Origin of the sequence: Solwaraspora sp. WMMA2080, assembly GCF_027497395.1 — a bacterium.
Taxonomy (GTDB): domain Bacteria; phylum Actinomycetota; class Actinomycetes; order Mycobacteriales; family Micromonosporaceae; genus Micromonospora_E.
The window spans coordinates 4,883,765-4,898,716 of the sequence record NZ_CP114910.1 but is presented as its reverse complement, the minus strand read 5'-3'; the positions used below and the strand labels follow the sequence as shown (position 1 = coordinate 4,898,716).

Sequence of the window (14,952 nt, the reverse complement as noted above, 5' to 3'; positions counted from 1 at the left end):
TCCGGTGCGCCGCGAGGTCAGCCGTACGCCTGGTCGTGGGCGCGGCGCGGACCGCAGACGTCGGCCAGGGCGCACCGTTTCACCGCCCCGTCGGCAATCTGCCGTACGGTGACCGACTCGCTCGGCGGATGCCGCGACACCACCTTGGCCGGCCCGTCCGGGGTCTCGACGCGCTGGCCCGAGGTGGGGTAACTGCTGCTGTCCGCGTACAGCGGATGTTCGTACTTGAGGCAGCACATCAGCCGGCCGCAGGCGCCGGAGATGCGCAGCGGGTTGAGCGGCAGATCCTGGTCCTTGGCCATCCGGATGGTCACCGGCTCGAAATCGGTGAGGAAGGTGGCGCAGCACAGGTCCCGGCCGCAGGAGCCGATCCCGCCCTGCACCCGGGCCGAGTCGCGGGCCGACAGCTGCCGCAGCTCCACCCGGCAGTGCAGGGTCGCACCGAGGTCACGCACCAGCGACCGGAAGTCGACCCGGTGCGGTGCGGTGAAGTAGATGGTGGCCCGGGCGCTGTTCAGCGACCCCGGCTCCAGCACGTGGTCGACGGCGACCACCTTCATCGGCAGCCCGTGCTCGCGGATCAGCCGCTTCGCCGCGACCTTCGCCTCCGCCTTGCGTTTGCGTTGCACCTCGTCGCGGTGCAGGTCCTGCTCGGTGGCCAGGCCGGCCAGCCGGGGAAAGCCGTCGGTGGGATCGTCGACCCACTGCGGGGCCCAGACGCACTCGGCGACCTCGGCGCCGTCGTCGGTGGGCACCAGCACCTTGTCGCCGACCGCCGGTCGCAGATCACCGGGGTCGAGGTAGAAGAGGCGCCCGTACCGGTTGAAGCTGACCGCGCAGAGCATCCCCATGGCCCTACCCTACGTCGACCTTCCGGCATCGTGAAGGCAGCGGCGCCGTTGCCTGTTCCGGGTCAGTAGCGCAGCCGGATCGTCCCGTCTGATCTGGCACCCGGGCCGGCGACATCGGCAGGCCGGGACCCGCCGGCCGGCGTTAACCGGGGCCGCCACCGCTCCAGCAGGTCCTCGCCCCGCTCGGTGATCTCCAGGATCGCGGTCAGCACCGCCGCCGCGATCGTCGCGGCGGCGTCGGCCGCCACCGACCCTGATGGTCCGACCTGCCCAACCGCGGACCACCCTGGACCGGCGTCGGCGGCGGTCCGTACGGTGACCGCCTCGGCCGAGCCCAGCGCCTCGGCCAGCACTGCGGCCAGCCCGGTCCGGCTCAGCGCCGCCCAGCCGGCGACCGCCTCGGCGTACCCGGCGGTGGCCGTCAACCGCCCGGCCAGGCTGTCCGGGTCGGCAGCGCCACCGCCATCACCACCGCCGGTCAGCCGGGTGGCGAGGGTACGGCGTGCCGCGTCGTACGCCTGGGCCGCCGGTCCGGACCAGTCGAGCCGGCCGGCCAGCACATCGACCGCTTCGGCGTACCCGTCCAGTTGCGGGCGGAGCGCGGCGCCGGCGGCGGCCAGCGGCTCCGGGCGCACCGCGACGAACGCGGCCACCGCGTCACCGGGCAACGCCCGCACCTGGCGCAGCAGCGGCCAGACCGGATGCCCCGGCGGCGCGCCGTTGCCGACGAGCAGCGCGTCCACCCCGGCCAGCAGCTCCCGGGCCGGCCCGGCGACCCGGTCCAACACGTCCATCAGCTGCCCTCCGTCGGCTGCCGACGGCGGGACGTCACGTCGACGTCCCGGTACGCGCCGACCACGGACCGCAACCCGGCTGCGGTGTCAGCGAGCCGCCGGCCGGCGTCGTCCGCTTCAGCCGCCCGCTGCGCCACCGCGTCCCGCCACTGCCGGCCCAGCGCGGCGGTGAGCGAGCCCAACCGGCCGGCCGACGCCGCCTGCGGCCCGCCGTCGGCGGTGCCGGCCAGCCCGCCGACGGCGGCGTCGCGTAGCCCATGGTCGGCGGCGTCGCGCAGCCCGGTCAGCTGGCGCGCTGCGCCGGCCAGCTGGTCGGCGCAGCGCGTCAGCTCGGCGGCGATCAGCTGCGCGGTGGTGTCCATGTCAGACCTCCCGCAGCGACGGGTGGGCGCCGAACGTCTCGGCCCACAGTTTCTCGCGCGCCCAGCGGGCGGCGTCGGCGGCCGCCGCCACCGTGGACCGCACCGCGCCGGCCAGTTCGGTGTTGCTCCGGGTGTGCAGTGGACCGAGAATCCGCACGTCGGTCACGGTGCCGGCGGCGTTGACCACGATCTCGACGGACCCGTCCGGCGAGCGCACCGTCACCTCGACGGTGTGCACCGCCTTGTCGAACTCGACCTGCCGGGCCTCGATCTGGCGGTACCGCTCGACCGCGTTCTCGATCCACGCCTCGTCGATCTGCCGTACCACGGGGTCCTCACCATCGTCGGCAAGCGGGCACAGATCGTCTGCACCCTACGTACGGATGGGGCTGCGCTACGGCACCGAACCGTACCGGCAGTGACCTAACCACGCCAGAGGCTGAGCATCATCGCTTCGACGGCGATCCGTGGCTTGACGTTGCCGGTGATCGCTTCTCGGCAGCTCAGCACTGCTTCCAGCCGGCGCAGCGCCGACTCCGCTGTCCACTTTTCGGCAGCTGCGCCGGTGAGCCCGGCGACGTCGGTGTGCACCGGGGCCACCGGGGCCCGCAGCGCGGAAACCAGGACGTCCCGGTAGAAGCCGGCCAGATCGACCAGCGCCCGGTCCAACGCGTCCCGCTGCGCCCGGGTGGCCCGGGACTTCTGCCGCCGTTCCAGCTCCTTGATCTGCCCGGCGGTCCCCCGGGCCGCGCCGGCGGCGCCGCGTCCGGTGCCGCCGGCACCCAGCGCGGTCTGCAGCGCCGTACGCTCCGCCGCGTCGATCTCGGCGACCGCCGCCTCGGCCTCTGCCTCGGCGGCGGCGATCAACGCCGACGCGGCGTCGAAGCAGGCTCCGACCGTGGTCAGCCGGCGCGGCACCGCCAGAACGGCGTCCCGGCGCTCCCGCGCCTGCGGGTCCTGGGCCAGCCGCCGGGCCCGGCCGACGTGCCCCTGCGCGGCCGCCGCCGCCCAGACGGCGGTCTCGGCCGGTACGCCGTCCCGCCCGGCCAGCACCTGGGCGACCGCCTCGGCCGGCGGCTGCCGCAGGCTGACCACCCGGCAGCGGGACCGGATGGTGACCGAGATGTCGTCCGGATGGGTGGACGGCGTGCAGAGCAGGAACACCGTCCTGGGCGGCGGTTCCTCGATCGCCTTGAGCAGCGCGTTGCCGGCCGCCTCGGTGAGCCGGTCGGCGTCCTCGATCACCAGTACCTGCCAGCGTCCGCCCGACGGGGTGCTGGCCGCCCGCAGCACCAGCGCGCGCATCTCGCCGACGCTGATCGACAGGCCGTCCGGCACGACGAACCGGACGTCGGCGTGCGTACCGGCCCGGGTGGTGTGGCAGCCGGCGCACCGGCCGCAGCCCTGTCCGTACACACACTGCAGCGCGGCGGCCAGCGCGCGGGCGGCCACCGACCGCCCGGAGCCGGGCGGCCCGGTGAAGATCCAGGCGTGGGTCATCGCTCCGGCCGACAGCGGCGGGTCACCGTCACCGGCGGCGAGCAGTTCGCCGGCTGCCGCTGCGGCCCGGCGCAGGGTCTGCACCGCCTCGTCCTGGCCGACCAGGTCGGCGAAAACGTCGGTGGGCACGGTCGCGGTCGTCATGTCCGCCGCCCCGCTTCGGTGGCGGCCTTCGGCTCGGCGTCGGCTGTCGGCTCGGCGGGCGCCGCTGGGTCGGCCCGGCCGGTCAGCACCTCGACCCGGTCGAGCACCGCGCCGCGTACCTCGTCGACGCCCCGGGTGGCGTCCAGCACCAGGTAGCGTTTCGGGTCGGCGGCGGCCAGGTCGAGGAACGCGTACCGGACCCGTTCGTGGAACGCCAGCGACTCGCTCTCCAACCGGTCGGCGCCGGTCCCGCGCCGCTGCACCCGGTCCAGGCCGGCCAGCGGCTCGATGTCCAGCAGCACGACCAGGTCGGGTTTGAGGCCGCCAGTGGCCCAGGAGGAGAGCCAGGAGACCTCGTCGACCGGCAAGGTCCGTCCGGCACCCTGGTACGCCAGCGACGAGTCGACGTAGCGGTCGCTGACCACCACCGCGCCCCGGGCCAGCGCCGGCCGGACCACGGTCGCCACGTGGTGGGCCCGGTCGGCGGCGTACAGCAGGGCCTCCGCGCGGGGCGACGGCGCGTCCGGTCCGCCGTCGAGCACCAGCCGGCGGATCTTCTCGCCGAGGCCGCTGGCCCCCGGTTCGCGGGTCACCACCACCTCCCGGCCGCGCTCGCGCAGCGCCTGTGCCAACGCCGTCACCTGTGTCGACTTGCCGGCGCCCTCGCCGCCTTCGAAGACGACGAAGACCCCGTTCGCGGTGAACGGCTCCGCCGACGTCAACGGCCGCCCCCGGATCGACCCCCACAGGTCGGCCAGGACCGGAACGCCCGGTTTATCGTCCATCTGGCGGAAGGCGCTGAGCCCGGCGAAGATGCCGAACACCCCGGCGAGCAGCAGCAGCAACCGGGTCGAGGAGAACGAGACGCCCAGGTTGGCGATCTGCAGCTGGCGGGAGCCGCCCACGCCGACCAGCACGCTGCTGACCGAGATGGCCAGCATCAGCACCACCCGGGTGCCGGTCTGCACCACGGCGAAGACCCGGCCCCGGACGTCGTCGGCGATCTCCCCGCCAAGCAGGGTGATCCCGGCCAGGAAGGCCATCCCGGCCGCCGCTCCGACCAGCACCGCGCCGAGGATGGCCATGGACAGATGGATGGACAGAGCGAGGATCAGCACCGAGCCGCTGGCCAGCACGATGCTGAGCCCGAACCAGCGCCGCCGGGACAGGTCGCGCACCACCGTCGGGCCCAGCCCGATCCCGGCGCCCAGACCGACGAAGATCGCCGCGAAGAGCAGGTAGAACGCGGCGTCACCGGCGCTCAGCGAGGCGGTGAAGAATTTCGCGGTGCCGATCACGATGCCGCCACCGGCGAACGCGCCGAAGATGCCCAGCACCAGGCCGCGGACCAGCGGGGTCTGGCCGATGAACCGCCATCCCTCGACGAACTGCCGGATAAGGCTCTGATCGGCGTGCCCGGCGGCGCCGGCCCGCCCGCTGATCTCCTTGATGCCGTAGAAGACCACGATCGCGGTGGCCAGTCGGGAGGCGGCGTTGAAGAACAGCGCCAGCTGCGCCGGCTCCGCCCAGGATGGCAGATCGGTCACCGTCGCCGCTCGGACGGCGGCGTCGAGGACGGCCAGGCTGATCGCGGCGAGCACCGGGGTGAGCCCGTACGTGGCGATCAGGGTGAGCTGGTTGGCGATCTCCAGCCGGGCCTTCGGGATCAGGTTGGGGACCGCCGCTTCCTTCGCCGGGATCCAGATCAACGTGATCGTCTCGATCAGGAAGATCGCGATCGCAGCCCAGGCCACCGTGAGGGCGCCGCTGGCGCCGAACATCGGCAGCAGCGGGATGGAGGCGAACAGCACGAACCGGAGCAGGTCGCAGATGACCATCGTGTAGCGCCGGTCGAACCGGTCGGCGAGCACCCCGGCGACCGGGCCGAGGACCAACGCCGGCAGCAGCCGTACGGCGATGACACCGCCGAACGCCGCGCCCTGGGCCGCGCCGCCGGAAACCTGCCCGGCCGCGAAGATCGAGGTGGCGAGCAGGCCCAGCCAGTCGCTGAACGAGGCGACCCCGAGCACGATCCACAGCCGCCGGAACGGACGGATGCGCAACACCGAACGCAGCGCTGGCAGGCCGGACAAATCGACCGAAGCGGCAGTCTGGTCGGCCGGTGGCGTGTCGGACGTACCACCGCGCTGCTGACTGCTGGCGTTGTCGTCGATGACCGTTCCTCCCCGTCGGCCCGGCGGCGGGGCCCCGGTGACACTCTAATCCCGGCGCTCACCCGGGTCGGTCACGGTCGCGGGCACCGTCGCCGGTTGCGGCGGGGTCGACGTGGCGGTGCAGGTACTCGCGGATCAGTGCCTTCGCTTCGCGCAGTACGCTGTCGTCGCCCTCGGCGGTGCGCCGGAACGCCAGTTTGATCAGCGCGTCGGCGGCCTCCACCGCGATCTGCAGCGCGAACCGCAGCCGGGGTTCGTCCGGGATGCCGAAGCGACCCACCAGGACCCTGGACAGCTCACTGGCGATCACCGCGTTGTTGTCCCGGCTCTCGTCCAGCAGCCGCACGTCGACCACGTCGCCGAAGTGCAGGGTGCGGAATCCGGGCACCGTACGGTGCATGCAGATGTACTCGTCGATGCCGGCGGCGACGCCGTCCCACCAGTGGTCGAACTCGCCGCCGGTGACCCGTTCGTTGAGCCGCTGCACGTACGCGTCGATGTTGCGCAGCGTCAGCGCCTGCACGATCGCCCGCTTGTCCGGGAAGAACTGATAGACGGAACCGATGGCCACCTCGGCTCGTTCGGCGAGCAGGGTCGTCGTCAGACCCTCGTAGCCAACCTCGTCCACGATCTCGGCGCACGCGTCGAGCATGCGCTGGACCCGGGCGAGACTGCGCCCCTGGACCGGCACCCGCCGCAGCGGGCCACTGGTGACGGCTGGTGGTGTCGACACTCGTCCCACTCCTTCCGAGAAAGATCCCCCGCGCGTCGGAACCACCGTCGGCAGCAGTGAGATCAAAAACGTTACTCGGATTAACGAGCGAAACGGATATCGGTATTCACCTGTCCCACATCATCCTGACCATGAAGATCATTTACGAAGATCATTCATAGCGATCCCGGCCGGCGGCAGGCCACCGCCGGCCGGAAGTGCGGTCAGGAGAGCGTCAAGAGTCGTCGGACTGGTCGGCGGCCCGGCTGGCAGTCGCCTTCTTCGGCGCTGCCTTCTTGACCGCGGTCTTCTTCGCGCTGGTCGCCTTGGTACCGGTCGCCTTGGTACCGGTCTTCTTCGCGCCGGCGGTCTTGGCGGTGGTCTTCTTCGCCGGCGCCTTCTTCGCCGCCTTCTTACGCGGCGCTGGGCCCTTCGCCCGCTTTTCGGCCAACATCTCCGACGCCTGCTCGATCGTCAACGACTCGGGCGTCTGACCACGCCGCAGCGAAGCGTTGCTCTCGCCGTCGGTCACGTACGGTCCGAACCGGCCATCCTTGATCACCAGTGGGCGCTCGGTGAGCGGATCCGCGCCCATCTCCCGCAACGGTGGCGCGGCGGCCCGCCGCTGCCGGGTCTTCGGCGCGGCGAGCAACGCCAGCGCCTCGTCCAGCGAGACGGTGAACAACTGTTCCTCGGACTCCAGGGACCGGAACTCGTCGCCCTTCTTGACGTACGGGCCGTACCGGCCGGCGGCGGCGAGCACCTCGGCGCCGTCCGGTGCCACCCCGACCACCCGGGGCAGCGACAGCAGCCGCAGCGCCTCGGCGATGCTCAGCGTCTCCGGCGACTGGGACCGCAGCAACGAGGAGCGGCGCTCGCCACTGGCGACGTACGGGCCGAACCGGCCGGACTTGAGCACGATCGGCTCGCCGGTCTCCGGATGTTCGCCGAGCTTGCGCTCGCCGCCACCGCCGAGGAACAGTTCGTTGATCTTCTCTGGGGTCAGCTCGTCCGGCGCGATCCCCTCCGGCAGCGAGACGCGGTCCCCGCCGGCTCCGGCTGCCGCGCCCTCCGCCTCGTCACCGCCGCCGGCCACCGGCTCGGCACCGCCGGCATCGCCCGCCGCGCCGGCACCGTTCGACCCGGCCGCCGCGTGGTCGACACCCTCCGCGCCCGGCAGGAACCGCTGCAGGTACGGACCGTAGCGGCCGACCCGCACGACGACCTGACGACCCTCGTCGTCGGCACCGAGCGGGATCGAGTTGACGCTGCGGGCGTCGATCTCGGCGAGCTTCTCGGTGACCAGCCGTTTCAAACCACCGGAGCGGGCGACCGACTCGTCTCCGGCGGTGTCGCTGCCGAAGTAGAACGAGGTGAGGAAGTCCACCGCCTGGTGGTCGCCGGACGCGATCTCGTCCAACTCGTTCTCCATGCTGGCGGTGAAGTTGTAGTCGACCAGCCGCGGATAGTGCCGCTCCAGCAACCCGATCACCGCGAAGGCCAGGAACGACGGGATCAGCGCCTGGCCGCGTTTGGCCACGTACCCCCGGTCCTGGATCGTCTGCATGATCGACGCGTAGGTGGACGGCCGCCCGATGCCCAACTCCTCCAACGCCTTGACCAGGGAGGCCTCGGTGTAGCGGGCCGGCGGCTGAGTGCTGTGCCCGACCGCCGCCAGCTCCCGCGCGGTGAGTGGCTGATCCTTGACCAGGTTCGGCAGGCGGCGCTCGGCGTCCTCCGCCTCGGCCGACTCGTCGTCAGAGGACTCGACGTAGGCGCGCAGAAAGCCCGGGTCGGTGATCGTCTTGCCGGTCGCACCGAAGTCGCATTCCTCGCCGGCGGTCGAAACGGCCCGGATCCGCACCGACACGCTGGAACCCACCGCGTCGGTCATCTGGGACGCGATGGTCCGCCGCCAGATCAGCTCGTAGAGCTTGAACTCCTCGGCGGACAGTTCGTTGGCCAGCTCCCCGGGGGTGCGGAAGTGGTCACCGGCGGGGCGGATGGCCTCGTGCGCCTCCTGGGCGTTCTTGACCTTGCCGGTGTACCGGCGCGGCTCCGGCGGGACGAAACGGTCGCCGTACAGCTCGGCGACCTGGCTGCGGGCGGCGGCGATCGCCGTTTCCGACAGGTTGACCGAGTCGGTCCGCATGTAGGTGATGTAGCCGTTCTCGTACAGCCGCTGCGCGGTGCGCATCGTCTGCTGCGACGAGAACCGCATCTTACGGGCCGCCTCCTGCTGCAGTGTGGAGGTGATGAACGGGGCGTACGGCCGGCGGCGGTACGGCTTCTCCTCGACCCGGGTGACGGTGAACGGCCGACCGTCGAGCCGGGCTGCCAGGCCCCGCGCCCCGTCGCCGTCGAGGTGCACCACCGACGCCTCCGGCCGGACCCGTCCGGTGGTCGGCTCGAAGTCCTTGCCGGTCGCGATCCGGTCGCCGCCGAGCGCGATCAGGGTGGCGGTGAACGAGCGGGGCCCGTCGGCTGCGGCCGCCGGCTGGCCGGTCACCGCCAGGGTGGCCTGGATGTCCCAGTAGTCGGCGGTACGGAACGCCATCCGCTGCCGCTCGCGCTCCACCACGATCCGGGTGGCCACCGACTGCACCCGGCCGGCGGACAGCCGGGGCATCACCTTCTTCCACAGCACCGGCGAGACCTCGTAGCCGTACAGCCGGTCCAGGATCCGCCGCGCCTCCTGGGCGTCGACCAGGTTGCGGTCGATCTCCCGCGGGTTGGCCACCGCGGCCTGGATGGCGGCCCGGGTGATCTCGTGGAAGACCATCCGACGCACCGGCACCTTGGGCTTGAGGGTCTCCACCAGATGCCAGGCGATCGCTTCGCCCTCACGGTCCTCGTCCGTGGCGAGCAGGACCTCGTCGACCTCCTTGGCCAGCTTGGTCAGTTTGGCGATCTGCTGCTTACGGTCGGCCGAGACGACGTACAGCGCGGAGAAGCCGTTGTCGACGTCGACGCCGAGCCGGGCCCACGGCTCCTTCTTGTAGCGGGCCGGCACGTCGGCGGCGTTGCGGGGCAGGTCCCGGACATGCCCGAGGCTCGCCTCGACGACGTACCCCGGGCCCAGGTAGCCCGAGATCGTCTTGGCCTTCGCCGGCGATTCGACGATGACCAGACGACTGGTTGAGGTGTTGCTCGGCACGTCTCTCCTGACCTCGACCCCACTCGGACCGCCCGGCGACAGGCGGCGGCCCGGATCGACCGGCGCCCGCCACGACGAGCGGGCGGGCGACGGTCACGATGTCCAACGTAACGCGAACCCGGGGCCGGTGGAGCACACGCACCCAAGCCTTCGGCCCGATTTGCGTTGGTCGTCCGGTTGGTTCACCACAGCCGGCCGGCAGCCCACCCGATGCCGACCCAGCTCGTTCCTACCGCACCAACGGCGACACGGTACACCCACCAACCGGCGTGACGTGGCGCACCGCACCGCAGCCGCCGGTGGCGTCGGTCGATGTCCCGGCTGTTCTGTCAGCGATCAGACAGCGATCGTGTCATCACGCCCAGCCGTCCTCGGGGGCGGCGGGGGGCCGGTCGCCGAGCAGCTCGGCCAGTCTCGTCAGCCGGCGTCGGCCCACGATCCGGTACGCCGGACCACCGGACCGGGCATCGAGCAGCACCGCCGGCAGCCCGATCGCGGCGAGCGCGGCACCCACCTGGGGCCAGTTGTCTGAATCCGATTCGGCCAGCCGCAACCGGTAGCCGAGCGGGTCCCTGGCACCGGCCGCCGCCGCCCACAGCCGCAGCCGCTGACCGGCCAGGTGGAAACCGGTCGGCGGCCGCTTGACCAGGCGGTCGTCCTCGCCACGCACCGGCCCCGCCTCCGGTTGGTCGGCGTCCGGTTGGTCGGCCTCCAGTTGGTTGGTGTCCAACTGGTCGGCGTCCGGTCCGTCTGGCATCGGCGGATGCAGCCAGGCCGCGCCGAGCCGGGCCAGCACCGCCGTATACGCCGTCCGCACCGTCAGCCGGCCGTCCGGCAGCTGACGCCAACTCGGCGCCAGCCCGCGCCGACGGAACTCGGCAACCAGCACGTGCACCCGCCAGGCCGGCTCGACGTCCACCGACACCCGTACGGTGCCGCCCATCCGGGTGATCCGCCCCGGACCGGCGAGCAGACCCGCCAGGTCGCCCGGCGTCGGATCCGCCGCCGCCACGCCGAACAGCGACAACTGCCGGGGCGTCAGGGCACCGGCGGAGGAGTCGGTCGGCGGCGTCAGCGACACTCCGGGACCTCGTCGAAGGCCCGGTTGAGCTCCGCGGAATCCAGTGAGCTGGTGTCCAGCGCGCTGCGCTGGTAGTCGTCGGTGAGGGTGGCGAGCACCGCCTCGACCTCGTCGTAGAAGCTGTCCGCCGGTCCGGTTGCGTCCAGCCCGGCGATGCCCTCCTCGGCCTTGCCGTACGCGTCGCGCACCGCGCCGAGCGAGCCTGCGAACCCGCTGGCCACCTGCTCACCCTGGTCCGCGTCGGGCACCCCGGCCTCCACCACCCGGACCCGGGCGGTCTCGGTCGCGGCGGCCGCGCCGGACAGCAGCCGGACCAAATTCTCCTGCGCCTGCGCCGGGGTCGTCTGCGCGGTCATCTGCTGCTGGGTGCTGCTGGTCAGATTGCTGATCTCGGCCCGCCACGGGCGCAGCGCGGTGCACACCTCGGCCGCCCAGACGACCGGGCTGGGTCCTCCACCGCAGCCCGACAGCGTCAACGCCACGGCAGTGAGCAGCACTGCGATCCGGGCAGTGGACACCACGCGGCGCGCTCCCATGCTGTGCAGCGTACGCACCGGTGACGACAGCCGTACGGCCCGCCACCGGTCGGCGGTACGTCGAAGCCGGTGGCTCCACCCGGTCCACAGGGATCGGGCGGAGCCACCGGTCGGTCAGACGCTCACCCGCTCCGATTCGGACCCGGCGCTGCCGCCACCGGCCGGACCACCGTCGACGTCCTCCCCCATCGCCATCGGCTTGCGCTTGGTGAACACCACGGCGGCCACCACGACCAGGGTCGCCAGCACCGCGATGGCGATGCGCAGCGGGTCGTTCTGGTCGGTGCCCACGCCCCACATGATCACCGCGGGGGCGATCAGCAGGGCCACCAGGTTCATCACCTTGAGCAGCGGGTTGATCGCCGGGCCGGCGGTGTCCTTGAACGGGTCGCCGACGGTGTCGCCGATGACCGTGGCGGCGTGCGCCTCGGAACCCTTGCCGCCGTGTGCGCCGTCCTCCACCAGCTTCTTGGCGTTGTCCCAGGCGCCGCCGGAGTTGGCCAGGAAGACCGCCATCAGCACACCGGTGCCGATCGCGCCGGCCAGGTACGCGGCGAGCGCACCGGCGCCGAGGCCGAAGCCGACCGCGATCGGCGCCAGCACCGCCAGCAGACCCGGGGTGAGCAGTTCCCGCTGGGCGTCGCGGGTGCAGATGTCGACCACCTTGCCGTACTCCGGCCGTTGGGTCCGTTCCATGATGCCGGGGTTGTCGCGGAACTGGCGGCGGACCTCCAGCACGACGGCGCCGGCCGAGCGGGACACCGCGTTGATGGCCAGCCCGGAGAAGAGGAAGACCACCGCGGCACCGATGATCAGACCGACCAGGTTGCCCGGGTTCGCGACGTTGAGCGAGTCGGCCAGGTAGCCGGGCACGTCGTCGATCCCGGCGTCGTTCAGCGCGATGCTGACCGTGTCGGTGTAGGAGCCGAACAGCGCCGTCGCGGCGAGCACGGCGGTGGCGATCGCGATGCCCTTGGTGATCGCCTTCGTGGTGTTGCCGACCGCGTCCAGCTCGGTGAGGGTACGGGCACCGGCCTCGTCGATGTCACCGGACATCTCGGCGATGCCCTGCGCGTTGTCGGAGATCGGGCCGAAGGTGTCCATCGCCACGATCACGCCGACCGTGGTGAGCAGGCCGGTGCCGGCCAGCGCCACGGCGAACAGCGACAGGGTGATGGAGCCGCCACCAAGCAGGTACGCCCCGAACACTCCCGCGCCGACCAGCAGCGCCGAGTAGACCGCCGACTCCAGGCCGACGCTGATGCCAGCCAGGATGACAGTCGCCGCGCCGGTCTGCGAGCTCTTGCCGATGTCCTGCACCGGGCGGCGGTGCACCTCGGTGAAGTAGCCGGTGAGCAGCTGGATCGCGGCGGCCAGCACGATGCCGATGAACACCGCGCCGATGGCCAGACCGGCCGGGGACAGCGGCAGGTCGGCGCCCTCGTCGACGCCGAGCTGCGTACGCCAGTCGTCGCCGAGCAGCTCCGTCCAGCTGCTCTGCAGGTAGAAGAAGGCGGCGACGGCGACCAGCACAGCGGCCAGCACAGCCGAGGTGAAGAACGCCCGGTTGATCGCCACCATGCCGTTACGGTCCGACGGACGCAGTCGGGTGATCAGTACGCCGAACAGCGCGATCACCGCACCGATGGTGGAGACGATCAGCGGGAAGACCAGGCCTTCCTCGCCGAACGCGGCCCGGCCCAGAATCAGCGCGGCGACCAGGGTCACCGCGTACGACTCGAACAGGTCGGCGGCCATGCCGGCGCAGTCACCGACGTTGTCGCCCACGTTGTCGGCGATGGTCGCCGGGTTACGGGCGTCGTCCTCCGGGATGCCCTGCTCGACCTTGCCGACCAGGTCGGCACCGACGTCGGCGGCCTTGGTGAAGATGCCGCCGCCGACCCGCATGAACATGGCCAGCAGGGCCGCGCCGAAGCCGAAGCCCTCCAGCACGGTCGGTGCGTCGACCCGGTAGAGGACGACCACCAGGGCCGCGCCGAACAGGCCGAGGCCCACCGTGAGGAAGCCGACCACGCCGCCGGTCCGGAAGGCGATCTTCATCGCGTTCTCCCGGCCACCGGCGCCGGTGCCGGCCGCCGCGGCGACCCGCAGGTTCGCCCGGGTGGCCAGCGCCATCCCGGCGCCGCCGATGAACGCGCTGAACACCGCGCCCACCACGAAGAAGACGGATCGACCGACCTTCACCATCGTCTCGCTGCCCTGTGTCTCGTGCACAGGGAGCAGGAAGAGCAGTATGACGGCGAGTACGACGAACACGCCGAGGGTTTTGAACTGGCGGAACAGGTACGCCGACGCGCCTTCCTGCACAGCGCCGGCGATCTCCTGCATGTTCGTGGTGCCCTTACCGGTCGCCAGTACCGCCCGTACCAGGGCGGCGGCGAAACCCAGCGCCACCAGCGCGATGACCGCGGCGATGACGACGTACGTCAGGTGTGTGCCGGTAAGGGACAGCCCGCCGCCTTCGGCGGCCAAGGTGGTCCCGGACATCAGTGTCCTCCTGTACCGAACGCTCGCCCCGGTCGGTGGACGAACCGGCGGGGCGACTCCACGCGGGGAGCAACGAGGTCTGCTGGCACCCACAGGTTTGTGGGGCCAGGACAGTTGGTGATAACCCGCGTACTCTAGCCGGACCGGGTAAGGCAGGTCACACCGTCCACCCACCGAGTTGTGGATCATTCCTGCAGGCGGAACGGACAGTTGTGACGACGGAGGTTGATCTTCAGCTGGTAGGCCGGGCCGACGGGGGTCTCACCGGCCGACCGGCCAGACCATCCGCACCTCGGTTCCGACGCCCTCGTCGACCGGCCGCACCTGGAGGTCCTCGACGAAACCGGCCAGCAGGGCGAAACCGACACCGACCGTCAGTGCCTCGTCGGTCAACGACTCGTCGGCCAACTCGTCGGGCGGCAGGGCGCTCAGGCCGAGCCCGGCTTCGATCGGGGCACGGTCGATCACCCGTACGGTGTAGGTCTCCTCATCGGACATCTCCACCTGAACCAGGTCGGCCAGCCCGTACTGGCGGTGCAGGGCGACGGCCCGGGTGCAGGCCTCACCGATCGCCAGCCGGACCTCGTCGAGCAGTTCCTCGGCCACTCCGGCCCGGCGGGCGACAGCGACGCCGACCAGGCGGGCGGTGCGCACGTGCACCGGCGCCGGGGAGAACGAGAGGCGAACGGTGGCCATCACGCCGTCGGCGCTGCGCCAGCTGAGCCATCCGGTTCTCCACCGGTGGCGGCCTGTACGGTCGGGAAGATCGGGAAGACCTGGTCCAGCGCGGTGATCCGGAAGATCTTCAACAGGGACTCCTTGTCGCAGACCAGCCCGAAGGTGCCGCCGGCCGGGCGGAGTCGCTTCAGCGCGCCGACCAGCACGCCGAGCCCGGTGGAGTCGAGAAAGTCGACCCGGTGCAGATCAACGACGATCTTGTGGTTGCCGGCGTCGATCAGCTCGAGCAACCGCTCCCGCAGCCGGGGAGCTGTATAGACGTCCACTTCGCCGCCGACCTCCAGCACCGTGTACTCGCCAACGGTGCGAGTCGACAGCGACAGCTCCATCGGTCCCCTCCTTGGCTGCGATGCACGCCTATGGCATCTAACCACCGCACGGCGCGGTTGCGCCGC

General features: G+C 71.8%; 13 protein-coding genes. All 13 read right to left on the bottom strand.

Annotated features, from left to right (window positions below; genetic code table 11):
- Positions 1–17: 17 nt before the first annotated feature.
- The 13 genes from ricT to O7543_RS22245 all read right to left on the bottom strand — a co-directional run bounded on the left by ricT (position 18) and on the right by O7543_RS22245 (position 14,886).
- The gene (gene ricT / locus O7543_RS22305) at positions 18–851 is read right to left on the bottom strand and encodes a regulatory iron-sulfur-containing complex subunit RicT (RefSeq protein WP_281552057.1); all 834 of its coding nucleotides are present in this window, start codon (positions 849–851) and stop codon (positions 18–20) included.
- Between the two features lie 62 nt (positions 852–913).
- The gene (locus O7543_RS22300) at positions 914–1,645 is read right to left on the bottom strand and encodes a hypothetical protein (RefSeq protein ID WP_281552058.1); all 732 of its coding nucleotides are present in this window, start codon (positions 1,643–1,645) and stop codon (positions 914–916) included.
- Positions 1,645–2,007, bottom strand: coding sequence for a hypothetical protein (locus O7543_RS22295; protein ID WP_281552059.1), 363 nt, complete (start codon positions 2,005–2,007; stop codon positions 1,645–1,647). The genes O7543_RS22300 and O7543_RS22295 overlap by 1 nt, the downstream gene beginning before the upstream one ends.
- Position 2,008: 1 nt before the next feature.
- Positions 2,009–2,335, bottom strand: coding sequence for a YbaB/EbfC family nucleoid-associated protein (locus tag O7543_RS22290; RefSeq protein WP_281552060.1), 327 nt, complete (start codon positions 2,333–2,335; stop codon positions 2,009–2,011).
- Between the two features lie 95 nt (positions 2,336–2,430).
- Positions 2,431–3,651 (bottom strand): DNA polymerase III subunit delta', encoded by a 1,221-nt coding sequence (locus O7543_RS22285; RefSeq protein WP_281552061.1) that lies wholly within the window; start codon positions 3,649–3,651, stop codon positions 2,431–2,433.
- A complete protein-coding gene (gene tmk, locus O7543_RS22280; RefSeq protein WP_348650144.1) occupies positions 3,648–5,681 on the bottom strand; it encodes a dTMP kinase in 2,034 nt (677 codons plus the stop codon). The genes O7543_RS22285 and tmk overlap by 4 nt, the downstream gene beginning before the upstream one ends.
- A 202-nt stretch (positions 5,682–5,883) precedes the next feature.
- Complete coding sequence (locus O7543_RS22275; RefSeq protein WP_281555744.1) at positions 5,884–6,477, bottom strand: TetR/AcrR family transcriptional regulator; 594 nt, start codon at positions 6,475–6,477, stop codon at positions 5,884–5,886.
- Between the two features lie 295 nt (positions 6,478–6,772).
- Positions 6,773–9,694, bottom strand: a complete 2,922-nt coding sequence (gene topA, locus O7543_RS22270) for a type I DNA topoisomerase (RefSeq protein ID WP_281552063.1) — start codon at positions 9,692–9,694, stop codon at positions 6,773–6,775.
- 355 nt (positions 9,695–10,049) lie between these two features.
- A complete protein-coding gene (locus O7543_RS22265; protein ID WP_281552064.1) occupies positions 10,050–10,775 on the bottom strand; it encodes a hypothetical protein in 726 nt (241 codons plus the stop codon).
- Positions 10,766–11,311, bottom strand: coding sequence for a hypothetical protein (locus O7543_RS22260; RefSeq protein WP_281552065.1), 546 nt, complete (start codon positions 11,309–11,311; stop codon positions 10,766–10,768). Before O7543_RS22260 ends, O7543_RS22265 begins: the two co-directional genes overlap by 10 nt.
- A 114-nt stretch (positions 11,312–11,425) precedes the next feature.
- Positions 11,426–13,819 carry a sodium-translocating pyrophosphatase gene (locus O7543_RS22255; RefSeq protein ID WP_281552066.1) on the bottom strand — a complete coding sequence of 798 codons (2,394 nt, stop codon included), beginning with the start codon at positions 13,817–13,819 and terminating at the stop codon, positions 11,426–11,428.
- Between the two features lie 261 nt (positions 13,820–14,080).
- Entirely contained in the window at positions 14,081–14,518 is a 438-nt protein-coding gene (locus O7543_RS22250) for an ATP-binding protein (protein ID WP_278173352.1), read from the bottom strand.
- The gene (locus O7543_RS22245; RefSeq protein WP_278173350.1) at positions 14,515–14,886 is read right to left on the bottom strand and encodes an STAS domain-containing protein; all 372 of its coding nucleotides are present in this window, start codon (positions 14,884–14,886) and stop codon (positions 14,515–14,517) included. The genes O7543_RS22250 and O7543_RS22245 overlap by 4 nt, the downstream gene beginning before the upstream one ends.
- Between the last annotated feature and the right edge of the window lie 66 nt (positions 14,887–14,952).

Coding starts and splice junctions, on each gene's coding strand:
- O7543_RS22295 (WP_281552059.1), bottom strand. CDS start 2,007: ATGGACACCACCGCGCAGCTGATCGCCGCCGAGCTGACGCGCTGCGCC.
- ricT (WP_281552057.1), bottom strand. CDS start 851: ATGGGGATGCTCTGCGCGGTCAGCTTCAACCGGTACGGGCGCCTCTTC.
- O7543_RS22260 (WP_281552065.1), bottom strand. CDS start 11,311: ATGGGAGCGCGCCGCGTGGTGTCCACTGCCCGGATCGCAGTGCTGCTC.
- O7543_RS22285 (WP_281552061.1), bottom strand. CDS start 3,651: ATGACGACCGCGACCGTGCCCACCGACGTTTTCGCCGACCTGGTCGGC.
- O7543_RS22275 (WP_281555744.1), bottom strand. CDS start 6,477: ATGCTCGACGCGTGCGCCGAGATCGTGGACGAGGTTGGCTACGAGGGT.
- O7543_RS22245 (WP_278173350.1), bottom strand. CDS start 14,886: ATGGAGCTGTCGCTGTCGACTCGCACCGTTGGCGAGTACACGGTGCTG.
- O7543_RS22255 (WP_281552066.1), bottom strand. CDS start 13,819: ATGTCCGGGACCACCTTGGCCGCCGAAGGCGGCGGGCTGTCCCTTACC.
- O7543_RS22300 (WP_281552058.1), bottom strand. CDS start 1,645: ATGGACGTGTTGGACCGGGTCGCCGGGCCGGCCCGGGAGCTGCTGGCC.